At 55.8% G+C, this 20,258-nt stretch carries 19 protein-coding genes; 11 read left to right on the top strand and 8 right to left on the bottom strand.

The features are described from left to right. The first annotated feature begins 248 nt into the window (after positions 1 to 248). The 3 genes from ACIGG6_RS09580 (at position 249) to cfa (ending at position 3,934) form a co-directional block, all read left to right on the top strand. On the top strand, positions 249 to 1,739 hold the full coding sequence (locus tag ACIGG6_RS09580; protein WP_399844135.1) for a SulP family inorganic anion transporter: 1,491 nt from the start codon (positions 249 to 251) through the stop codon (positions 1,737 to 1,739). 19 nt (positions 1,740 to 1,758) lie between these two features. Continuing rightward, a complete protein-coding gene (locus ACIGG6_RS09575) occupies positions 1,759 to 2,616 on the top strand; it encodes a universal stress protein (protein ID WP_399844133.1) in 858 nt (285 codons plus the stop codon). Between the two features lie 157 nt (positions 2,617 to 2,773). Then, positions 2,774 to 3,934 carry a cyclopropane fatty acyl phospholipid synthase gene (gene cfa, locus ACIGG6_RS09570; protein WP_399844131.1) on the top strand — a complete coding sequence of 387 codons (1,161 nt, stop codon included), beginning with the start codon at positions 2,774 to 2,776 and terminating at the stop codon, positions 3,932 to 3,934. Here cfa and ACIGG6_RS09565 read toward each other — a convergent pair. From ACIGG6_RS09565 to crcB (ACIGG6_RS09555), 3 genes are read right to left on the bottom strand one after another with little or no spacing between them, the layout of a single operon-like run. After that, complete coding sequence (locus ACIGG6_RS09565; protein WP_399844151.1) at positions 3,927 to 4,892, bottom strand: arsenic resistance protein; 966 nt, start codon at positions 4,890 to 4,892, stop codon at positions 3,927 to 3,929. The two genes, cfa and ACIGG6_RS09565, sit on opposite strands and share 8 nt — an antisense overlap. Before the next feature lie 7 nt (positions 4,893 to 4,899). Further along, positions 4,900 to 5,295, bottom strand: a complete 396-nt coding sequence (gene crcB, locus ACIGG6_RS09560; RefSeq protein WP_172416453.1) for a fluoride efflux transporter CrcB — start codon at positions 5,293 to 5,295, stop codon at positions 4,900 to 4,902. Positions 5,296 to 5,308: 13 nt separating this feature from the next. Beyond that, positions 5,309 to 5,686 (bottom strand): fluoride efflux transporter CrcB, encoded by a 378-nt coding sequence (crcB, locus tag ACIGG6_RS09555; protein ID WP_399844130.1) that lies wholly within the window; start codon positions 5,684 to 5,686, stop codon positions 5,309 to 5,311. A gap of 176 nt (positions 5,687 to 5,862) precedes the next feature. On the opposite strand from crcB (ACIGG6_RS09555), the gene ACIGG6_RS09550 reads away from it, so the two are divergent. Further along, complete coding sequence (locus ACIGG6_RS09550; protein WP_399844129.1) at positions 5,863 to 6,717, top strand: universal stress protein; 855 nt, start codon at positions 5,863 to 5,865, stop codon at positions 6,715 to 6,717. Between the two features lie 56 nt (positions 6,718 to 6,773). Here the strand turns inward: ACIGG6_RS09550 and ACIGG6_RS09545 are convergent, their stop codons facing one another. Continuing rightward, complete coding sequence (locus tag ACIGG6_RS09545) at positions 6,774 to 8,459, bottom strand: 2-isopropylmalate synthase (protein ID WP_399844127.1); 1,686 nt, start codon at positions 8,457 to 8,459, stop codon at positions 6,774 to 6,776. Between the two features lie 197 nt (positions 8,460 to 8,656). On the opposite strand from ACIGG6_RS09545, the gene ACIGG6_RS09540 reads away from it, so the two are divergent. Further along, a complete protein-coding gene (locus ACIGG6_RS09540) occupies positions 8,657 to 9,133 on the top strand; it encodes an Lrp/AsnC family transcriptional regulator (protein WP_044630259.1) in 477 nt (158 codons plus the stop codon). An 81-nt stretch (positions 9,134 to 9,214) separates the two neighbouring features. After that, positions 9,215 to 9,574 carry a RidA family protein gene (locus tag ACIGG6_RS09535; protein ID WP_044630258.1) on the top strand — a complete coding sequence of 120 codons (360 nt, stop codon included), beginning with the start codon at positions 9,215 to 9,217 and terminating at the stop codon, positions 9,572 to 9,574. 13 nt (positions 9,575 to 9,587) lie between these two features. Here the strand turns inward: ACIGG6_RS09535 and ACIGG6_RS09530 are convergent, their stop codons facing one another. The 4 genes from ACIGG6_RS09530 to ACIGG6_RS09515 form a co-directional block, all read right to left on the bottom strand. After that, positions 9,588 to 10,451, bottom strand: coding sequence for a MurR/RpiR family transcriptional regulator (locus ACIGG6_RS09530; RefSeq protein WP_054641164.1), 864 nt, complete (start codon positions 10,449 to 10,451; stop codon positions 9,588 to 9,590). Next, positions 10,441 to 12,207 (bottom strand): GGDEF/EAL domain-containing response regulator, encoded by a 1,767-nt coding sequence (locus tag ACIGG6_RS09525; RefSeq protein WP_253503404.1) that lies wholly within the window; start codon positions 12,205 to 12,207, stop codon positions 10,441 to 10,443. Before ACIGG6_RS09525 ends, ACIGG6_RS09530 begins: the two co-directional genes overlap by 11 nt. After that, the gene (locus ACIGG6_RS09520) at positions 12,204 to 14,834 is read right to left on the bottom strand and encodes a GAF domain-containing protein (RefSeq protein WP_253503406.1); all 2,631 of its coding nucleotides are present in this window, start codon (positions 14,832 to 14,834) and stop codon (positions 12,204 to 12,206) included. The genes ACIGG6_RS09525 and ACIGG6_RS09520 overlap by 4 nt, the downstream gene beginning before the upstream one ends. A gap of 72 nt (positions 14,835 to 14,906) precedes the next feature. Further along, a complete protein-coding gene (locus ACIGG6_RS09515; protein ID WP_399844124.1) occupies positions 14,907 to 16,262 on the bottom strand; it encodes an aldehyde dehydrogenase family protein in 1,356 nt (451 codons plus the stop codon). A gap of 171 nt (positions 16,263 to 16,433) precedes the next feature. Here ACIGG6_RS09515 and ACIGG6_RS09510 point away from each other — a divergent pair, with 171 nt between their 5' ends. The 5 genes from ACIGG6_RS09510 to truD all read left to right on the top strand — a co-directional run bounded on the left by ACIGG6_RS09510 (position 16,434) and on the right by truD (position 20,255). Continuing rightward, entirely contained in the window at positions 16,434 to 17,582 is a 1,149-nt protein-coding gene (locus tag ACIGG6_RS09510; protein WP_399844122.1) for a GNAT family N-acetyltransferase, read from the top strand. 82 nt (positions 17,583 to 17,664) lie between these two features. Continuing rightward, a complete protein-coding gene (ftsB, locus tag ACIGG6_RS09505) occupies positions 17,665 to 18,027 on the top strand; it encodes a cell division protein FtsB (RefSeq protein WP_044630252.1) in 363 nt (120 codons plus the stop codon). Further along, positions 18,024 to 18,734 carry a 2-C-methyl-D-erythritol 4-phosphate cytidylyltransferase gene (gene ispD / locus ACIGG6_RS09500; RefSeq protein WP_089675380.1) on the top strand — a complete coding sequence of 237 codons (711 nt, stop codon included), beginning with the start codon at positions 18,024 to 18,026 and terminating at the stop codon, positions 18,732 to 18,734. The genes ftsB and ispD overlap by 4 nt, the downstream gene beginning before the upstream one ends. Beyond that, positions 18,734 to 19,222, top strand: coding sequence for a 2-C-methyl-D-erythritol 2,4-cyclodiphosphate synthase (gene ispF / locus ACIGG6_RS09495; RefSeq protein WP_062360982.1), 489 nt, complete (start codon positions 18,734 to 18,736; stop codon positions 19,220 to 19,222). Before ispD ends, ispF begins: the two co-directional genes overlap by 1 nt. Beyond that, positions 19,215 to 20,255, top strand: coding sequence for a tRNA pseudouridine(13) synthase TruD (gene truD, locus ACIGG6_RS09490; protein ID WP_284453502.1), 1,041 nt, complete (start codon positions 19,215 to 19,217; stop codon positions 20,253 to 20,255). Before ispF ends, truD begins: the two co-directional genes overlap by 8 nt. Positions 20,256 to 20,258: the final 3 nt, after the last annotated feature.

Here is a 20,258-nt window from a genome sequence, read left to right as displayed (position 1 = left end):
CCGTTGCTCTGCCGACACCAGGGCTGATGACTCCACCCTAGGTTCTCCCTCCTTAATTAGCGCCATAATGCTCTTCGCGTTATATCGGTGCTATGGCACCCCGTTGCCGCTATTTGGCTATCGGCGCGTTTGCGTCTTCGATTGGTAGCATTCATCCGACAATCTATTACTAACGTGCGCTCTTGTGCTGCCTTTGTGTGCGGCTGCGGCGCGCAATGTCTTTAACCCCCTAACCATGGACTCCCTGAATGGCACTTTTCAGTAAGCATGAGTGGTTCTCTAACATTAAGGGCGACACGCTCTCAGGTATTGTCGTCGCGCTGGCGCTAATTCCTGAAGCGATCGCCTTTTCGATTATCGCGGGCGTGGACCCGAAAGTGGGGCTTTATGCCTCGTTCTGTATTGCGGTGGTGATCGCCTTTACCGGTGGCCGCCCCGGCATGATCTCTGCGGCCACAGGGGCGATGGCGCTGCTGATGGTGACACTGGTGAAAGAGCATGGCCTGGAGTACTTGCTGGCCGCCACGCTGCTGACCGGCGTGCTGCAAATTATCGCGGGCTACCTGCGGCTGGCGGAGCTGATGCGCTTTGTCTCCCGCTCGGTAGTCACCGGGTTTGTGAATGCGCTGGCGATCCTGATTTTTATGGCGCAACTGCCGGAGCTCACCAATGTGACGTGGCATGTGTATGCCATGACGCTGGCCGGCCTGGGGATTATCTACTTGTTCCCTTATTTGCCGAAGATTGGCAAGTCGGTTCCTTCGCCGCTGGTGTGCATCGTGGTTCTGACCGTGGTGTATATGGTGAGCGGTATGGATATTCGCACCGTGGGCGATATGGGCGAGCTGCCGGATACGCTGCCGGTTTTCCTATGGCCGAACGTGCCGTTAAATCTTGAAACCCTGATGATTATTTTTCCCTACGCCGTGATGCTGGCAGTCGTTGGCCTGCTGGAATCCATGATGACCGCCACGATTGTGGATGATCTTACCGACACGCCCAGCGATAAAAACCGCGAGTGTAAAGGCCAAGGGGTGGCCAATATTGGCGCTGGTTTAATGGGCGGTATGGCCGGTTGCGCGATGATTGGCCAGTCGGTGATCAACATTAAATCGGGTGGCCGGACGCGTTTATCGACGCTGATTGCAGGCGTAGTGTTGCTGCTGATGGTGGTGTTCTTGGCGGATTGGGTGTCGCAAATCCCCATGGCGGCGCTGGTCGCGGTGATGATTATGGTCTCGATTGGTACCTTTAGCTGGGAGTCCATCCGCGACCTGAAAAAGCACCCGATGAGCACCAATATCGTCATGCTAGCGACCGTCGCGGTGACCGTAGGTACCCACAACCTAGCGATGGGCGTTTTTGTGGGCGTGCTATTGGCGGCGATGTTCTTCGCCAATAAAGTCGGCAACATCATGTATGTAGGCTCTCAAGAAATAGAGGCTGGTAAGGAGCGCGAGTACCAAGTGGTTGGGCAGGTGTTTTTTGCCTCGTCTGAGCGCTTTATGGCCGCGTTTGATTTCAAAGAGAGCATCGATAAGGTGACCATTAACCTATCGAAGGCGCACTTCTGGGATGTGACCGCCGTTCAGGCGCTTGATCGTGTAGTGATTAAATTCCGCCGCGAAGGCACCGAGGTTGAACTGGTAGGCCTAAACGAAGCAAGCGCCACCGTAGTGGACCGCTACGCCGTTCACAACGACCCGGAAGCCGTTGAAAAACTGATGGGCGGCCACTAAACCAGGCAAGGAGAGCACCATGACAGAACACGTACTCGCCGCCATTGACGGCTCCCAATTTGCCGAAGGCGTTTGTGATTACGCCGCCTGGGCAAGCCTGGCTCTTGATGCACCTTTGAGCTTTGTGCACGTAGTGGATAACCACTCCGGGGCACCCGAAGAGCAAAATTTATCCGGCAGCCTGCGCTTTGGCGCTCGCGAAAAGCTGATGGAAGAACTCTCAGCGCTTGATGAGCAGCGTGCCAGGGTAAATCGTGAGCAAGGCAAGCTGATGCTCGAAGCGGCCAGGGCCAGGGCGGTGGAAGATGGGGTAAGTAGCCCCACGACCCGCCAGTTAAACGGCACGCTAGTGGAAACGCTGGTAGAGCTGGAAAAAGACGTGCGCCTTCTAGTGGTAGGCAAGCGCGGCGAAACCGCCCACCAGGCAAGTGGGCACCTGGGCGCTAACCTAGAGCGGGTGGTGCGCGAAATGCACCGCCCGATTTTGATGGTGCCGAAAGCCTTTCAGCGGCCGGAAAAGGTGCTGATTGCCTTTGATGGCAGCCAAACCGCCCGCAAAGGGGTGGAGATGCTGGCCCGCTCGCCGCTATTTGCGGGGGCAACCTGCCATGTACTGATTGTAGGAGCAGAAACAGCCGAGCACCGCAGTGAGCTGGCGTGGGCGCTAAACACTTTGCGTGAAGCAGGGCATCACGCAGAAGGCGCGATTCGCGCGGGTGAAGTGGATGACGCTTTGCAAGCTTACGAGCAGGAAAGCGGCATTGATCTACTGGTGATGGGGGCCTACGGGCACTCGCGCATTCGCCATTTGCTGGTAGGCAGTACCACCACGACCATGCTGCGAAGCAGCCGGATACCCGTGTTAATACTGCGTTAATCGCTTATCAACAGCGCTTAAGCCGGGCTGCTCGTAAGAGCAGCCCGGCTTTTTTGTGGGAAGGTGTTAATGCTGCAGTGCAATACTGTGCTATTCGATACTATGCTGTTAGGCAGGTTGTTACCTATCCACTCTCTGGAATAGCGAGGAGCCTGCCGTGAACATGCCAACGTTGGAAAAATCGCCTATTGGCTTTGATGCAACCTCACCCTCTCACCGTTTTATTGCCGAGCTATTGCGCGAGGCTGACATCCAACTGGATGGGAGCCGCCCTTGGGATATACAGCTGTACGCACCCGGCGTTATCGATAGCGCTCTTTCGCGAGGTAATCTGGGACTTGGCGAAAGCTACATGCGAGGGGAGTGGAATGCCATACGGCTAGATGAGCTATTTTACCGCATCATGCGTGCCCAGCTTGGGCAGCGTATTAAGCCCACCCAGCTGGTTTACCACTCGCTACGTTCGCGCCTGCTCAACCGGCAAACAGCGAAGCGTGCGTGGGAAGTAGGGGAGAAGCACTACAATCTCGGCAACGACTTCTATGCCGCGATGCTCGACCAGCGTATGACTTACACCTGTGGCTACTGGAAACATGCCCAAACGCTGGATGAGGCTCAGGAAGCCAAGCTTGACCTTATTTGTCGAAAGCTCCAGCTAAAACCGGGGATGCGTGTTCTCGATATCGGCTGCGGCTGGGGCAGTTTTATGGGCTACGCCACTGAGCATTACGGGGTGAAGTGTGTGGGCCTGACCATTTCTAGGGAGCAGGCCGAATTTGGGCAGCGGCTGCTAAGAAAAGGCTTACCGGTAGAGTTTCGCCTGCAGGATTATCGTGATGAAAGCGAGACGTTTGACCGCGTGGTGAGTATCGGTATGTTTGAGCACGTAGGTCATAAAAATTATCGCGAGTATATGAGTGTTGTCCACCGCTGCTTAAAAGATGATGGGCTATTTTTGCTGCATACCATTGGTAAAAACTTAAGCAATACCGTGACCGACCCTTGGATTGATAAGTATATTTTCCCCAATGGTGAGTTGCCTACCTTAGGGCAAATCACAGACGCCGCCGAAGCACTGTTTGTTATTGAAGATATACATAACTTCGGGGCTGACTATGACCGCACCTTAATGGCTTGGCACCATAATTTCGAGACCCACTGGCCGCGATTTAAAGAGCAGTTTGGCGAGCATTTTTACCGCATGTGGCGCTACTATCTGCTGCTTTGTGCAGGAGCTTTCCGCGCCAGGGAAATTCATCTCTGGCAACTGGTGATGAGCAAACAGGGGGTGCTTGGCGGATATTCCCGTGTTAGCTAACCACTCGCTCCGGCAGCAGTTTGCCTGGCACCCAGCGGATAAAGGCCACCATGCCAAATAGCTCGACGAGCGATTGGCAAACAATCACGACTACGGCAGCCTGCCACCCGCTGGGCAGCGTTAGGGCAATGGGCAGCATGACAAAGGAGTTACGCGTACCAAAGCTAAATGCCAGCGTCCGGGCACTAGCGGGCGGTAATTTAAACAGCCCGCCGAGCACCCTGCCCAACAGCCCTGCGACGATGAGAAAGCCCATAAAAATGAGCATTGCCTGCCATAGCAGCTGGCGTAGCGCTAGCACCTGCGTGACTTGAGTCGCCGCGATAATTAACACGACGACAGCCAGTAGCGGTACCGGCATTAGGCCAAGTGCGCAGATGGTACGTTCCACCGCCACATACCTGTGTGCTGTATGTTCTGTGAGCCAAGCGAGTAGCAGAGGCAGGGCGATAATCCCCAAAAAGGCGATCAATAGCGCGGGCGATAGCGTTAAGTGAAGCCACTCGCTGCCTAAAAACAGCCACAGGTAGACCGGTAATGCGATCATCTGCACCAACAGCAGAAGTGGCGTGGCGGCAATGGCACGGGCCGCATCGCCTTTGCCTAAGTGTGTAAAGGTAATAAACCAATCGGTGCAGGGCACCAGCAGCACCAGTAATACGCCCGCCAGCACTGGCGGCGGTAGGGGCAGCCACACTACCAACAATCCCAGCAGCGCAGGAATAACAATAAAGTTACCCATTAATAACGCCGCCATAAAGCGTATATCTTGGAGACTTTGCTTTATCTGCAGTAGCGGGATTTGGGTGAAAGTAGCGTAGAGCAGTAAACCGAGCAGCGGCCATAGCGCCTGCTCAAGCGCTGCCACCTGTTTCGGGGCCAGTAGGCCCAGGCAAAGCCCGAGCACGATAAAAGCCAGATAAATCCAGGACTGCTGCTGTTCAAGCTGTTCGCGTATCAAGAGATTAGGCCGCTGGTTGGTTTAAAAAGGCCAAACGCTCGCCCATCCAGGCGGCGAATACACAGAGGGGCAGGCTGCCTATGCCGTACAGCAGCGCCAGCCCCATACTGCCCTGCTGTGCCAAGTGCAGCGTTTCCAGGCTGAAGAGCGAAAAGGTAGTGAAGCCGCCGCAAAACCCTGCCACTAACAGCGGCTGCTGGCGCGCCAGTTTGCCATGTGGCGCGCGTGAAGCTGTCGCGGCTAACCAGCCGATGAGGCAAGAACCCAGTATGTTTACCAATAGCGTTCCCCAGGGGAAGTGGCTACCCAGCACGGCCATAGAAGCCAGCGAAACGCTATAGCGAAGAACGCTTCCTATAGCGCTGCCAAGGCCGACGGCTAGATAGGCGTTGATACTCATCAAGGACTCCTTGCTAACCCTGGGCCAACCACCAGCCTAGCGCTGTCATGGCGATGCCTAATAGTAACGTAGCGACCATATTGAGCGCGGCGCGATTTGCCTGGCCGCGTTGCCACAGCTCAAGGGTCTGCAAGCTAAACGACGACACCGTGGTATAGCCGCCTAACAGGCCTGCTACCGCAAATAGCCAAAGCGACTGCGTATTAGCCACGCCGTAAACGCCTAGTAGCCAACCTGCTAATAGCGCTCCGCTAGCGTTGACGCAGAGTGTTCCCCAGGGGAAGGCTTTACCTAGCGCATGAGCCATCGCGTTGGAAATGGCAAAGCGCCCGATACCCCCCAGTGCGCCGCCCAGTGCCACGAGTAATACGCTGGTGATGCCATGTCCCATGCTGCTCCTCGCCCTATGATGAATCTATTGATAGGCGGCTAATTGTAGCATCTGTATTCATCAGGGACTGAGCGCCTAAAAACGTGCCGCTGACGGTGTTGCTGTCCAACGTCTTCGTGTACAACAGAGTCAGAATAACGACAACGTTTGGTGCACCCTCTCAAGGAGAAGCCAGTATGTCTGATTACGTGTTAGCAGCCATTGATGGGTCCCACTATTCAGAAAGTGTGTGTGACTATGCGGTTTGGGCAGCCACGGCGCTTTCGGCACCGCTGCGTTTTCTTCACACCGTTGATAACCACACGCAGGTGGCGGAGCCCGACTTAACCGGCCATCTAGGCCTGGGCACGCGGGAACATCTTCTGGAGCAGCTCTCGGATATTGAAGAGCAGCGCGGCAAGCTTGCTCGCCAGCAGGGGCGCTTGATGTTGGATGCCGCGAAAGCGCGGGTAGAAGCGGCTGGGTTTGCAGAGCCGCCCTGTATGCAGCGCAATGGCACCCTGGTGGATACCTTGGCCGAGCATGAAAAAGAGATCCGCTTGCTGGTGCTAGGAAAGCGAGGGGAAGCGGCCCACCAAGCCAGCGGCCACTTGGGCTCTAACCTTGAGCGCGTGGTACGTGAGCTCCACCGTCCCATCTTGATGGTGCCGAAGGCGTTTACGCTGCCCAAACGCGTGCTGATGGCCTTCGATGGCAGCAAAACAGCGCGAAAAGGCGTTGAAATGCTGGCGAAAAGCCCCTTGTTTGATGACGCATCATGCCATGTGGTGATTGTGGGCGCAGAGACGGCAGAGAATCACTCGCAGCTGCAGTGGGCTATGGATACCCTCCGGGCCGCAGGCCACCAAACCGAAGGCGCTATTCGCGCCGGTGAGGTGGAAGAGACGCTGCGCGCTTATAAGCAAGAAAAGGACATTGACCTGCTCGTTATGGGGGCTTACGGCCACTCGCGCATTCGTCATCTGCTGGTGGGCAGCACCACCACGGCAATGCTGCGTAACGCGCATTTACCGGTGTTGATACTGCGCTGAATAGCGGTTGACGCTAAACCCTGGCCGCCGCTACCCCTTAGCGGCGGCCAGGCGGCTTACGCGAGGCTGGTGGCGGCCTCTGGCTGAGTGGTGCGAGTTGGTTGCGCTGCGTTAATCCCCGATAGCACCGCTTTAAGCGAGGCGCTGACCGTGTCGCTATCTTCCGCCACGGCACAGATGCGCTGCCCATCAATATTAAGCTGCACGAAGGCAATGGCGTTGGCCTCGCTGTCGCCGCCTAGCGAGTGCTCGCTGTAATCGAGAATGGCCACATGGGTGCCGGTATGTTTCTTCCAGGCGTCAGTGAATGATGACATCGCGCCATTTCCCGTGCCGGATAAGCGCAGCGTTTCGGCACCCTGCCACAGAGTCATATCGATACCTTCCTGCTGCCCCTTCGAGAGCCGGTAGTCGGCCAGCGCTAGCGGTGCGTCATGGGAGAAGTTATCGAACATCACTTGGCGAATCATCTCGCTAGAGAGCTCGCTGTTACGTCGCTCGCTCTCTTTCTGCACGTAAGGGGCCAGCGCTAGCATCATCCAGCGGGGCAGGTTAATGCCGTAGTCGCGCTCCAGTAGGAAGGCCATGCCGCCCTTGCCCGACTGGCTGTTCACCCGAATGACCGCTTGGTAATCCCGCCCAATATCGTGGGGGTCAATCGGCAGGTAGGCCACTTGCCACGGCTCATCGGGTTTCTGGTGTTTGAGCGATTTGCGAATCGCATCCTGGTGGCTGCCTGAGAAGGCGGTGTAGACCATTTCGCCTACCCAGGGGTGGCGGGGGTGCATCGTAATGCCGGTACATTCGTGAACCACTTGAATGATCTCGTCTGGATTGGAAAGATCCAGCTCGGGGTCAATCCCCTGGCTGTAGAGGTTCATCGCCAGCGTGACAATATCCATATTGCCGGTGCGTTCGCCGTTACCCAGCAAGGTGCCCTCTACCCGGTCGGCACCCGCTAACAGGGCAAGCTCAGCCGAGGCCACGGCACCGCCACGATCATTGTGGGTGTGAACGGAAATAATCACGCTGTCGCGGCGGCTAATGTGCTGGCAGAAGTACTCGATTTGGTCGGCGTGATGATGCGGGCCAGCCACTTCTACCGTGGTGGGCAGGTTAAGAATGCACTTGTTGTCTGGGGTGGGCTGCCATACTTCCATCACCGCTTCGCAGATCGCCAGCGAGAAGTCGATTTCCGTGCTGGAGAAGCTCTCCGGCGAGTACTGGAAGCGCCAATCAACGTCTGGATATTGCGCGGCATAGGTTTTTACCCAGGTCGCCCCTTGCACTGCGATATCGGTAATACCATCGCGGTCCATCTCGAATACTCGCTCCCGCTGGATGGTCGAGGTGGAGTTGTACAGGTGGATAATGGCGCGTTTGGCGCCCACCAGCGAAGCAAACGTTTTTTCGATCAGGTGTTCGCGGCACTGTACCAGCACGGCAATGGTGACATCTTCCGGAATTTGATCCTCTTCGATCAACCAGCGCACGAAGTCGTAATCCGGCTGGCTGGCGGAGGGAAAGCCCACCATGACTTCCTTAATGCCCACTTTAATAATCTGGTGCCAAAAGCGCTGCTTTTGCTCAACTGTCATGGGCTCCAGTAGGGCTTGGTTACCATCGCGTAGGTCTTCGCTTACCCAGATAGGAGCGTGGGTAAGCTCCCGGTCGGGCCACTGGCGGTTAAAGGCGGGCACCCGCGGAGCAGGGCGATATTTGCGATGATCAAAAGCAGCCATGGTAAGTTTCCTGAAAACGTTGAGTTGTTTAGGGCGGCCGCTTGTGGCGTCAGCCGCTTTTAAGACGATCCTGCTTGTGACAGTCACACCAGTTTACTCAACTTGCCTTGAAAGGTTATTGCGAAAAAATGGCATTATTGAGAGTAAGTGGCAGAATGTATCAATATATACTTTTTTATTGGTAGGAGCTGTCGGCTATGACGGTATCACCCTTGACGCTGGATCGTTTTGATCGGCGTATTCTGGATGTGCTACAGGTGGAAGGGCGCATTAGTAACCAGGAGTTGGCCGAGCGTATTGGCCTTTCGCCATCGCCCTGCTTACGCCGGGTGCGGGCGCTGGAGGAGCATGGGCTGATTACCCAGTACCGTGCGGTGGTGGATGCGCGCCCGCTGGGGTTTCAGCTGATGGCATTGCTGCACATCTCAATGGACCAGCACACCCCTGAGCGGTTTGATAACTTCGAGCGACATATTCGCACTATCCCCAACGTGGTGGAGTGTTTGATCATTACCGGGCAAGCGGCGGATTTTCAGCTCAAAATTCTGGTGAAGGATATGGATGATTACCAGCACCTGCTGCTGCACGTCATCAACCGAATTGAAGGGGTGACCGGGGCCCATACGAGCTTCGTTTTGCGCCGCGTGTTTGAACATCGTCCCGTGCCCACCTAATGCGCGTTGGCTAACGAAGCATAGGCAGCGGCTTGGTGGCGGTTTACACTGGTTTTTTTCATCTTCTTAGGAGATTAATCTATGAGCATTCAGCGTCATGATACAAAAGCTCGTATGAGCCGCGCCGTGATTCACCAGGGCGTTGCCTATTTATGTGGTCAGGTGGCGGGTCCTGAGGCGCGCCATGGCGACATCAAAGCGCAAACCGAGAGCATGCTGGCGCGGGTAGATGCGCTGCTAAAAGAGATTGGCTCCAGCCGCGAGCAGCTGCTAAGTGCCACTATCTACCTGAAAGATGGTGGCGATTTCGCAGCGATGAACGAAGTATGGGATGCCTGGGTGCCAGATGGCTATGCACCGGCACGCACCTGCGTATGCGCGCCAATGCCTGCCGACGAGTTAAAAGTGGAAATTACCGTCACCACCGCTGTGGACGCGTAACCACTAGTGACGCTTACTTAGTGGGCTTTTCCGCTGGAAAGCGGGTATCGCGCAGGCTGTCTTTGATCTTTTTCAGGTGCGGCAGAAAATCTTCGCCGCGCCTAAGCGTTACCCCGGTGGCGAGCGCATCAATTAAGGTGAGCTGAATAACTCGTGAGGTCATCGGCATATAGTGGTCGGTGTCCTCAGGAGTGGCGACTTCAAGCGTGGCGGTGCACTCCTGTGAGAGCGGAGAGTTCGGTGCGGTAATGCCGAGTACGACGGCACCTGCTTCCCTGGCCACTTTGGCGATATCCACCAGCTCCCTGGTGCGTCCGGTATAAGAGATGATCACCACCACATCGCCGGTGTGGCAGGCGGCGGCTACCATGCGCTGCATCAGCACGTCTACATAGGCCATGACCGGCAGGTTAAAGCGGAAAAACTTATGCTGCGCGTCTTGCGCCACGGCACCTGACGCACCCAGCCCAAAAAAGTGAATCTGCTTGGCCTGCGTCAGATAATCCACCATCCGCTCGACGGCGGCCATATCCACTTCACGCTGGGCTTCGTCCAGCGCGGCAATGGTGGCCCCAAAGATTTTATGGGTGTACTGCGTGGCAGTATCGCCGGGCTCAACGGCGCGGGTGACGTAGGGCGTGCCCCCCGCCAAGCTTTGGGCCAGCTTGATTTTAAAATCCGGGTAGCCTTTGGCGCCAAAGTTACGGCAGAAACGGTTAACGGTCGGCTCGCTGACACTAGCTGCCTGGGCAAGGCTTGCGATGCTCAGGCTGGTGGCCGCGGCGGGGTCTTCCAAAATTACGTTCGCGACTTTGCGCTCTGAGCGGTTCAACTCTTCTAAGCGTTCCCGTAAGCGGTCTAGCAGGTCATGCGCCATTAACAGACTCCGTGGCAGGCGTTAAGTTTGGGTGAGGTTTCCAATTTGTGCACCAGCGATAAAATTCATCGGCGGGCAATGGACGAGCATAGTAATACCCCTGTGCAGCTTCGCAACCAATAGAACGTAAGTAGTCTGCTTGAGCTGCGGTTTCGATGCCTTCAGCCACCACATTACAGCCTACTGCATGGGCTAACTGGGTGATGGTCAGAGCCAGTTGGCGATCCACCGTGTCTTTTTCCAAGTCCATCACAAAGGCGCGGTCAATCTTTAGGGTTGAGAAAGGCAGTGTCTTTACATAAGCCAGCGAGGAATGCCCGGTACCAAAATCATCGATGGCAACAGCAATCTTTGCTTCGGTCAATTGAGCTAACTGGATGCGCGCGTTATTCATATCGCTGAGCAGGCCGGATTCGGTGACCTCTAAAGCAAAAAAGCGCTCAGGAATGTTGTGCTTAGCTAAGCGTGTTAGTAGGTTTTTAGCAAAATCCTTACGTGCCAGCTGGCGGGCCGCCACGTTAACCGCAATATGAAAGTGATCGTTAAGAAGCCCTTGCTGGCGCCAATGGGCAATATAGCGCATGGCTTCTTCCAGTACCCACTCCCCAATAGAGAGAATATCACCGCTGGCCTCGGCCAAGGGGATGAAATCTGCCGGTGATACGTGACCAAGCTCGGGATGATGCCAGCGCAGCAGGGCTTCCGCACCGATAATTTGGTGGGTCAGTAGCGACAGCTTGGGTTGAAACGCCAAGGACATTTCTCCGCGCTGAGTCGCTCCACGTATAGCTTGTTGCAGGTGAAGGCGGTGGCGCTGCTGGGTTTCCAGGGTTTCATTGTAGCTTTGGATGCGTAAAGAGCCGTTTTGGGGCAGGGCTAGGGCAGCCATATGTACCAAGCGTTCGGTATCGAAATGGCCCTGGGCCCAGCTGATGCCGATACGGGCATTGAGCGGTAGCAGTAAATCGCCTAAGGCCTGGTCTTGGTCGAAGCAGACGAGCAGGCGCGCTGCCAACTGCCGTAGCTCGGTAAGCTCTGTACGTGCGACCACTAGCAGCTCACTGCCGCCCCATAGCCCTAGCGTACACCCAGGCGCTAGCTGGGCGTTTAACTGCTGGCTGATATGCACCATCAACCGGTCTGCAATGCTATAGCCGTGGAGACGAACCACATCATCAAGGTGGTCTAGGGCAATAAACAGTAACCCGGTATCACTGCCCAGCTGGGCAGCCCGCTGTAGGGTTTGCGTTAGTGCCCGGCGGTTGGGTAACTGGGTAATCGGGTCGGTGCGGGATTGGCGATCCAGTTCCTCCGTTCGCTTGGCGACCATTTGCTCCAGGGTTTCTGCCTGCTTGTCACGAACCTGATAGCGGTGTTCCACGCTTAACGTATTGCGAATGCGCTGCAGTACTTCGTCATGCTTGAACGGTTTGGTAAGAAAGTCGCGAACGCCCATGTTTAGCGCCCGGTGGCGGGTGTCGTCGTCGATTTGGGCGGTCAATACAATAATGGGGGGCGTTTGGTCGGCAAAATGCTCCTGTAGCTGTCCCATCACCGCGTAGCCGTCTAGGTGCGGCATACGGATATCGAGCAAAATTAGATCGGGTAGCTGCCGCTGACAGTGGGTGAGTACATGACGGGGGTCGCTTATTCCGTGCACATTATCAAAACCGTGGTCGTCTAATAGGTCGAGAAGCAGCTCAACATTCACGCTGTTGTCGTCAACAACAAGCAGGTGTTTGTTCATAAATGTCATGGAGCCTTCCTTGGTGCGTCTGTTGCCGGTGCGGCGGAAAAATAGGTGCTGAGCGTTGCCGATAGTTTGTCGATATCGATAGGTTTGGTCAGGTAATCAGCAAAACCAGCGGCTAAGCCGTGTACCACATCACGTTCCATCGCATTGGCAGAGAGCGCAACAACATTAATATGCTTCAATTGCGCATCGTTTTGTATGGCATCGAGGGCTTGGTAGCCGTTCATCCCCGGCAGGTGGATATCCATAAGTACAAGATCAGGCGGTGAGTGACGCATAATCTCAAGCCCGAGTTCAGCACTATTAACGGTTTGAAGATCCACGTGGGGGAAGTCATCAATAATGTCTTCCATCAAGCGTTGGTTGGTGGGGTTATCCTCAATATAAAGCAGCCGATAATCGCGCTGAGCTTTTTCCGCATCGGCCAAGGTGCGTGTTGCGGTCTGTTCTGTTAGTGGGGCAACGTTGGCAACAGGGAGCGTAAACCAGAAAGTAGACCCTTTGCCCGGCTGGCTGTCCACGCCAATACACCCCGACATGCGCTCAACCAGTTCTCGAGTAATTGCCAGCCCAATACCCGTGCCTTCGATGGTGCCGTACTCAGCGTCTAGGCGATTAAACGGCTCAAAGAGTTCCTCTTGCCGCTCGGGGGCAATGCCCGGTCCTGTGTCACTAATGCTGAAGCGTAGTTCAGAATCTTGCTGCGTTACCCCAATGGTAATGGTGCCGTGCTCGCGGTTGTACTTAATGGCATTGGATAACAGATTAAGCAGTATCTGCTTAGTGCGTGTGTAGTCGGCGGAGGCTGACCACGTGCTATCAATCGGGTGACGGATTAACTGTATACTGGCAGCATCTATATTGGCTTCTAGCGTGCTGCAGGCATCCTCAATAACACCCTCTACAGAGATTGGCTCAATAGAGAGCGTCATATGGCCAGCTTCGATTCTCGCCAGATCAAGCACTTCGTTAATGAGGCTCAATAGATGCTGGCCGCTTTTCTCGATTTGGCCGACCTGGCGCTGCTGTTTCTCGCTGAGTGGGTCACGCCTTCCCTTACCGAGTAACTGCGAAAAACCAATGATGGCATTAAGCGGTGTGCGCAGCTCGTGGCTCATGGAGGAGAGGAACTCACTCTTTGCTTGATTGGCTTTTTCCGCTTGATCTCGGGCGGCCGCCAAATCTCTGGTGACCTGCTCGCGCTCTGACATTTGGCGGTAAAGGTTGATCAGTAAAGCGCAGGTGTCGGTAAACGGCTGTAACCAGTCCAATAGCGCCTGGCTAAGCGGCTGCTGACTATTGGCGATAGCGAACATACCAATCAGCTTATCACCGCTGAAAATAGGCGCGCCCAAATAGTTATTGATGCGTGGGTGGCCCGGCGGGAAGCCGCCGCGCTTAGAGTGGCTATACACATCATCGGTAATGACCACATCACCGTAAGCGAATACACGGCCTAGCAGCGAACCAGGGTTGGTTAGCATCATATCGCCGCTGCGCAGGCTTTCCATTAATTGACGTGACTCGTTACTCCAGGAGAGATCGGTGATCGCATGGATTTTGAGTGCGTTGGTGGTGTCAGTCGGTAACACTTCGCCAATCAGGGCATAGTCGCTGTCGGTGAGTTCGCGCAGCGCTTCCATTAAGAATGTCCACAGCTGCTCTCCAGACATTAACGCTTGGTAGTCGGTAATGCCTTGATGAAGCACTTGTAATAAGCGGCGTTCCCGGTTTACGCGATGTTTTGCTTCATTAATATCTGAAAGGTCAGTGAGTATCGCCAGAAACTCAACAAACTCCTGACGGTCATTGTGAATGGCGTTCACTGCTAAATGTACGGGAATCTGATGCCCTTTCTTATGGCGCACTACAATTTCGCGCCCTTTTCCAACGTTCTGTTCATTAGCATCGGAAGAGAAGTAGCGGCTAATTAAATAATTGTATTTCTCCGCGGTCTCTGGGAAGGCGAGCATTCCCACATTGTTGCCGACAACTTCTTCAGCTTGGTAGCCCAATAAGTTGAGTGCAAATGGGTTAATGGCGATGACATTTCCCGCCCGATCGACGCGTACTTTACCTGTCGCACTTTTGGTAAAGAGTGCTTCAAACTGTTTTGCCGTACGTGAAAGCCGCTCCTTAAGCTCATGTTGGCGGAGCAATTCATCTACCTGCTTGGCTAAATTGTGCAGGATGCGATGATCACGTTCAGTAAAGGTGCGTGGTTGTTCATCAATTAAGCACAGCGTACCAACGGGTAACTGGTCATCGCTGGGGCAAAGCGGGTGGCCTGCATAAAAACGGATATGAGGCTGCTCTAATACCAATGGGTTATCAGCGAAGCGCGGGTCGTTTTTGGTATCTTCAATGACTAAGGGGCGATTAGCTGCTACGGCATGGGCACAAAATGAGATCTCACGGTTGGTTTCATAGGCCTCAAGCCCGCTGTGAGCTTTAAACCATTGGCGCTCTTTATCAACCAACGATACTAAAGCAATCGGCACATCAAACAGTTCGCAGGCCAGCTCAGTGATGCGATCAAAGGCTGTGTCGGCAGGTGTATCGAGAACATTGAGTACATGCAAGGCCGTCAGGCGCTGTGTTTCATTATTAGGTAGGTCGGCGGCTTGCATAATGTTTCCTAAATGTAGTGGCTTGTAACTATAAGGCGTATTAAGTGAATATCGGACATTAGCTTAATAGCTTTAGTCAAGCCCTAGTAATTTCAGCAACCAACGTCGATAAGGGGGTCTTAGCCACCGGCTGGTGGGGCGCTGGGATTGATAAAAGACGCCGCGCAAATGGCTAAAACGTTCAAAACCGTGACGGCCGTGGTAAGCCCCCATGCCGCTTTCACCAACGCCGCCAAAGGGTAAGGAGGAAACGGCGTGGTGCAGCAGCGTCTCATTAAACACCAGCGCACCAGAGCGGGTGGTGTGACGAAGGGATTCCTGGAGCGCCTTGTTACGGGTGAACGCGTAGAGAACGAGTGGGTGAGGGCGAGCATTAATAAAACGAATGGCGTCGTCCATTTGCTTAACGCTAATAAGCGGCAGGATGCGGCCAAAAATCTCCTCCTGCATTAGCGCTAAACCCTGGTGCGGGTCGATGACGAGCGCGGGGGCATGGGCGCCTTGGTCAATTACACGGCAGCCGTGGTCGCGTGCTTCACCCAATAGCTGCTCGATGCGCGCTTGGTGGACATCGCTCACATAGCCGGTGGCCTCTTTTGCGTTTGGCCGCTGATGTTGGATGGCTCGCTCTAAAGCGTGAGTAAGGGCGTCAAGGTGGCGGCTCTCAACCAGTACATAGTCCGGCGCTGTGCAGGATTGCCCCCCATTCAAGCCTTTGCCAAAGATAATCGCGGCGGCCGCCTGTTCTAAATCAGCGTCACCCGCGACAAGCGCAGGTGATTTGCCACCCAGCTCCAGCGTGACGGGGGTGAGGTGGGTAGCCGCGGCAGCGGCTACTTGGCGGCCCGCTGCGCTTGAGCCGGTAAAGAGCAAGTGATCAAACGGCAGCGCGCTAAATGCTGTGGCGATATCAGCGCCACCCTCCACCACGCCAAACTCTTCGTCGGTGAAGTATTGAGGCACCAGTTTGGCCAATAGAGCGCTGGTATGTGGCGCCTGCTCACTGGGCTTTACCAGTACCGTATTACCTGCGGCGAACGCATCTACCACCGGCATCAAAGCAAGATGCCAAGGGTAGTTCCAGGAGTACATCACTCCCACAATGCCAAGGGGCTGAGGGGCAACGCGAGCACGAGCGGGCCACATTTTCCAAGGTACGCCTGCTCGGCGAGGGCGCATCCAGTGCCATAAGTGGCGGCGTGCATGGCGAATTGCTTGCAGCACAGCGCTAATTTCAACAAGGTGTATTTCTACGTCGCTACGCTGGCCAAAGTCGGTTTGGATTGCTCGCACGATCTCTTGCTGATGGCGCTTCGTCATTTTGGCTAAGCGGGCCAAGCGTTCTCGGCGCACCCCTAACGTTGGAAATGGCGCTTGGCCAGCCGTATGACGCTGAGCATTAAACATACTCGTAAGGTCGCGCTTCATAGCCTCTCCTTGGAATCATCCGTTATCGACAGTGCTGGTTTCAGTGCGCGTGGGTGCAGTGTTTATCGGTCCAAAAGATCGTAAGCAAAACAAGGTGGTTCATACGCTGTCATGGCCTTGATGGTACAGTAAACGATTCACAACCTATGCCAGTGTGCCATGGGAGATGTTATGCGTTCACACTCGCTGTCCCTTACCATTCTACCTGCGATTGATACCGTTGCGGCAAGCCAGTGGGATGCGCTGGTGAGTGAAGAGCAGCCCTTTTTACGCCATGCCTTTTTGGCTGCACTCGAAGCGAGCGGTTCGGTGAGTGCAGCTACTGGCTGGGAGCCTTGCCATATATGCGTTTGGCAAGATTCCCGGTTGGTCGGGGCGCTGCCCATGTACCGCAAGGACCACTCCTATGGCGAATATGTGTTTGATTGGGGGTGGGCGGAGGCGCTGGAGCGGGCAGGTGGCGACTACTACCCCAAAGGGCTAAGCGCTATTCCTTTTACGCCTGTGCCTGGCCCCCGAGCACTGATCGCCGCGAATACCGATACTGCCGCTGTCCGTGAGCAGTTAGCCATCGGTTGGAAGCAGCAGTGCGATGAGGTGGGACTTTCCAGTTGGCACTTGCTGTTTGCCGAGGAGCCAGAGGTCGAGGCGTGGCAGCGCCAGTGTCCTGAGCTAATTGCGCGAGAAGGGGTACAGTTTCAGTGGCGAGACCGAGGTTTCGGCGATTTTGACGGCTTTTTAGCTAGTCTGACCTCAAAGCGTCGCAAAATGATAAAGCGTGAGCGGCGGTTAGTCGCTGATCAGGGCCTTACGCTGCATCGTCTAGAAGGCGCTGCGATTAGTGATGTCGATATGGCACACTTCTATCGCTGCTACACCATTACATATCATGAGCGCGGCCGACCACCCTATCTTAATCACGTCTTCTTTGAACGATTACGCCAAGTAATGCCCGAGGCGCTGATGTTGGTGCAGGTGCGTTTGGAGGGCAGGCCCGTGGCCGCTGCGCTCTATTTTCGCGGTGCACACACTCTTTATGGACGCTACTGGGGCAGTGAAATCATCGCGGACTGCCTGCATTTCGAAGCCTGCTACTACCAAGGCATCGACTACTGCCTAGCCAAGGGGCTAACCCTATTTGACCCTGGCACCCAGGGCGAGCATAAACTGGTAAGGGGCTTTGCACCGCAGCGGGTTCGCTCGCTGCACTATGTGGCCCATCCAGGGCTTGCCGCAGGGGTCGCGCAGTTTTGCCAAGAAGAGGCTGCCCATATCATGGCCTATCGCCGTGCCGCCGAAGATGCCTTACCGTTTAAATAATTCCCACAGCGCTGCGGCTCGCTGCCTATCGCCCTTAATGGCATAATGCGCGCCGTTCTCGCTTTCACAAAGGATCTCTGTGATGCACAAATGGCTCGTGGTGATACTGCTTGCCGCACTGGGATTGCTGCAGTACCAGCTTTGGCTGGGAAACGGCGGCTGGCAAGACCTCCAGGAGGTAGAGCAACGCGTTGCCGTGCAGGAAGCCGACAACGTGCCAATGCGTGAGCGCAATGCAAGGCTCGCAGCGGAAGTCACTGACTTAAAAACGGGACTCGATGCCATTGAAGAGCGCGCCCGTAGCGATATGGGCATGGTGCGCACCGATGAACAATTTTATTGGGTGCCCGGTGTTGCCATCAAAAACGAGCTAGTGGGAATCAATGCGGGGCTGGTTTCCCTGCCTGGAGCTATACCACCGAGCAGTGAAGGCGCCGCAGAATGAGTAACACACTATGGCTCGTCGTTCCTGCAGCGGGGCAGGGCAGACGTATGGGGGCCGATAAGCCTAAACAGTATTTGACGTTGAACAATCAGCCCATTCTGGCCCACACCTTGGCACGGCTTCACGCCGCTTTTCCGCAGGCGCGGTTGGTACTTTGCCTAGACAGCGACGACCGCTGGTTCGACCCCACCTGGGTGCCTTTTGCGCAGTGGCAGCGTGTGTCAGGCGGTGCCGAGCGTATGCATAGCGTATTAAACGCTTTGCAAGCGATGACCGCCGAGGACTCAGACCTCGTGATGGTGCACGATGTCGCGCGTCCGTGCATTACTCGTGATGATCTCCACGCGCTCTATCAAGCAGCGCAGACACACTCAGGCGGTGCGCTTCTGGCAATGCCGGTGGCGGATACCATGAAGCGCGATAACGGTGACCAGCTCAGCCAAATTACCGAACCGCGGGATGGCCTATGGCACGCGCTGACGCCACAGAGTTTCCGTTACTCGCTGCTGCGCCATGCGCTTGAGCAGGCTCAGCAAACTGGCACGGTGGTCACTGATGAAGCCTCGGCGGTAGAAGCGCTGGGCGAGGCGCCACGGCTAGTGAGCGGACGCCGAGATAATCTAAAAGTGACCCACCCTGACGACTTAGCCCTGGCGGCTGCCATTCTGGCCGCCCAGTCGGCAACCGCCAGCAACAGGAGTTCCTAATGCGAATTGGCCACGGTTTTGACGTACACCGCTTTGGGCCGGGTGACCATTTAATGATTGGCGGCGTTAAGCTGCCGTTTGACCACGGTTTTGTGGCCCACTCTGATGGCGACGTACTGCTCCACGCGATCAGCGATGCGCTACTGGGTGCCTGTGCGCTGGGGGATATCGGCCGTCATTTTCCGGATACCGACCCCGCCTGGGCCGGTGCTGACAGCCGTGGCCTGCTGCGCCATGTGGTAACCCTGGTGCGTAGCGAGGGGTATCGCGTGGTGAATCTGGATGCAACGTTAATGGCCCAGGCGCCCAAAATGGCTCCCCATATTGACGCTATGCGCGCCGTCATCGCTGAAGATTTAGGAATTAGTCTTGGCCAGGTAAACGTCAAAGCCACCACTACTGAGCGCCTTGGCTTCACCGGGCGCGGTGAAGGCATTGCCGCAGAGGCGGTGGTACTGCTGACGGCCCCAGAGGCGCTGAATGCTTAACCTACCCCCATGGCAGCGTAGCCTAACGCCCGCTTTCGGCGTGCCCGCGCCAGGGCAGTACCGTGCTCAGCCGGAAGACTTTATCGTCGATGAGCAGCTCGATTTTACCCCGGAAGCTCATGGTGAACACCTGTGGCTGCGGCTTGAAAAGCGCAACCAAACCACGTTAGATATGGTGAAACAGCTAAGCCGATTGTGTGGCGTCACGCCTAGAGATATTGGCTATTCCGGCATGAAAGATCGGGTCGCGGTGGCTCGCCAATGGTTAAGCGTCCATTTGCCAGGGCGCGATGCCCCGGCGGATTTGTCGGCTTCTTTGGCAGCGCTGGGGGTTACGGTACTTGAGCAGGCGCGCCACCCACGTAAGCTAAAGCGGGGCGTGCATCGCACTAACCACTTTACGCTACGCCTGAGCGGTGAGGCCGTTCAGTCGGCCGATTTTTTGCCACGCTGGGAAACGCTCTGCGCCCAGGGCGTGCCCAACTATTTCGGCCATCAGCGCTTTGGCGCAGGGGCGCGCAACTTACAGCGTGCCGCCGCCGTGCTGGCGAAAGGCTGGCGCAAGCGCGACGACCGGCAGGGCATGATGCTCTCCACCGCTCGCAGCTTTTTATTCAATGAACTGCTTAGCGCGCGGCTGCAGGATGGTAACTGGTGCCAGCCCATCGCTGGGGATGCTCTTATGCTTGATGGCACCCAAAGTGTGTTTGGCATTGAGGCGGTGGAGGAGAGTTTGGTGGAGCGCGCCGCTGCGCTAGACGTTCACCCAACCGGTGTGCTGTGGGGCGTTGGTCGCTCGGCTGAAGGAGATGCTGGGGCTTATGAAGCGCAGCTCGCCGCTCAGCACCCTGCACTGTGTGAAGGGCTTGAAAAGAGCGGCGTCAAGCGCGGGCAGCGTGCGCTACGTGCCCGGCTTATTGCGCCGCAAATAACCTTCGAAGCAGACGCCGTGCTACTCTCGTTTGCCCTGCCGCGAGGCAGCTTTGCCACGGCGGTCATTGGCGAGTTAATTCATCATCCCGACATGGCTTAACGC

The sequence above is a fragment of the Vreelandella lionensis genome, from assembly GCF_044543515.1.
Taxonomy (GTDB): domain Bacteria; phylum Pseudomonadota; class Gammaproteobacteria; order Pseudomonadales; family Halomonadaceae; genus Vreelandella; species Vreelandella lionensis.
This window is presented reverse-complemented; position numbering and strand designations above follow the sequence as displayed.

What these genes read in the sequence shown, in the direction of transcription:
- ACIGG6_RS09580 (WP_399844135.1), top strand. Translation starts at nt 249, where the DNA reads ATGGCACTTTTCAGTAAGCATGAGTGGTTCTCTAACATTAAGGGCGAC.
- ACIGG6_RS09575 (WP_399844133.1), top strand. Translation starts at nt 1,759, where the DNA reads ATGACAGAACACGTACTCGCCGCCATTGACGGCTCCCAATTTGCCGAA.
- crcB (WP_172416453.1), bottom strand. Translation starts at nt 5,295, where the DNA reads ATGAGTATCAACGCCTATCTAGCCGTCGGCCTTGGCAGCGCTATAGGA.
- crcB (WP_399844130.1), bottom strand. Translation starts at nt 5,686, where the DNA reads ATGGGACATGGCATCACCAGCGTATTACTCGTGGCACTGGGCGGCGCA.
- ACIGG6_RS09550 (WP_399844129.1), top strand. Translation starts at nt 5,863, where the DNA reads ATGTCTGATTACGTGTTAGCAGCCATTGATGGGTCCCACTATTCAGAA.
- ACIGG6_RS09545 (WP_399844127.1), bottom strand. Translation starts at nt 8,459, where the DNA reads ATGGCTGCTTTTGATCATCGCAAATATCGCCCTGCTCCGCGGGTGCCC.
- ACIGG6_RS09540 (WP_044630259.1), top strand. Translation starts at nt 8,657, where the DNA reads ATGACGGTATCACCCTTGACGCTGGATCGTTTTGATCGGCGTATTCTG.
- ACIGG6_RS09535 (WP_044630258.1), top strand. Translation starts at nt 9,215, where the DNA reads ATGAGCATTCAGCGTCATGATACAAAAGCTCGTATGAGCCGCGCCGTG.
- ACIGG6_RS09530 (WP_054641164.1), bottom strand. Translation starts at nt 10,451, where the DNA reads ATGGCGCATGACCTGCTAGACCGCTTACGGGAACGCTTAGAAGAGTTG.
- ACIGG6_RS09525 (WP_253503404.1), bottom strand. Translation starts at nt 12,207, where the DNA reads ATGACATTTATGAACAAACACCTGCTTGTTGTTGACGACAACAGCGTG.
- ACIGG6_RS09520 (WP_253503406.1), bottom strand. Translation starts at nt 14,834, where the DNA reads ATGCAAGCCGCCGACCTACCTAATAATGAAACACAGCGCCTGACGGCC.
- ACIGG6_RS09515 (WP_399844124.1), bottom strand. Translation starts at nt 16,262, where the DNA reads ATGAAGCGCGACCTTACGAGTATGTTTAATGCTCAGCGTCATACGGCT.
- ACIGG6_RS09510 (WP_399844122.1), top strand. Translation starts at nt 16,434, where the DNA reads ATGCGTTCACACTCGCTGTCCCTTACCATTCTACCTGCGATTGATACC.
- ftsB (WP_044630252.1), top strand. Translation starts at nt 17,665, where the DNA reads ATGCACAAATGGCTCGTGGTGATACTGCTTGCCGCACTGGGATTGCTG.
- ispD (WP_089675380.1), top strand. Translation starts at nt 18,024, where the DNA reads ATGAGTAACACACTATGGCTCGTCGTTCCTGCAGCGGGGCAGGGCAGA.
- ispF (WP_062360982.1), top strand. Translation starts at nt 18,734, where the DNA reads ATGCGAATTGGCCACGGTTTTGACGTACACCGCTTTGGGCCGGGTGAC.
- truD (WP_284453502.1), top strand. Translation starts at nt 19,215, where the DNA reads ATGCTTAACCTACCCCCATGGCAGCGTAGCCTAACGCCCGCTTTCGGC.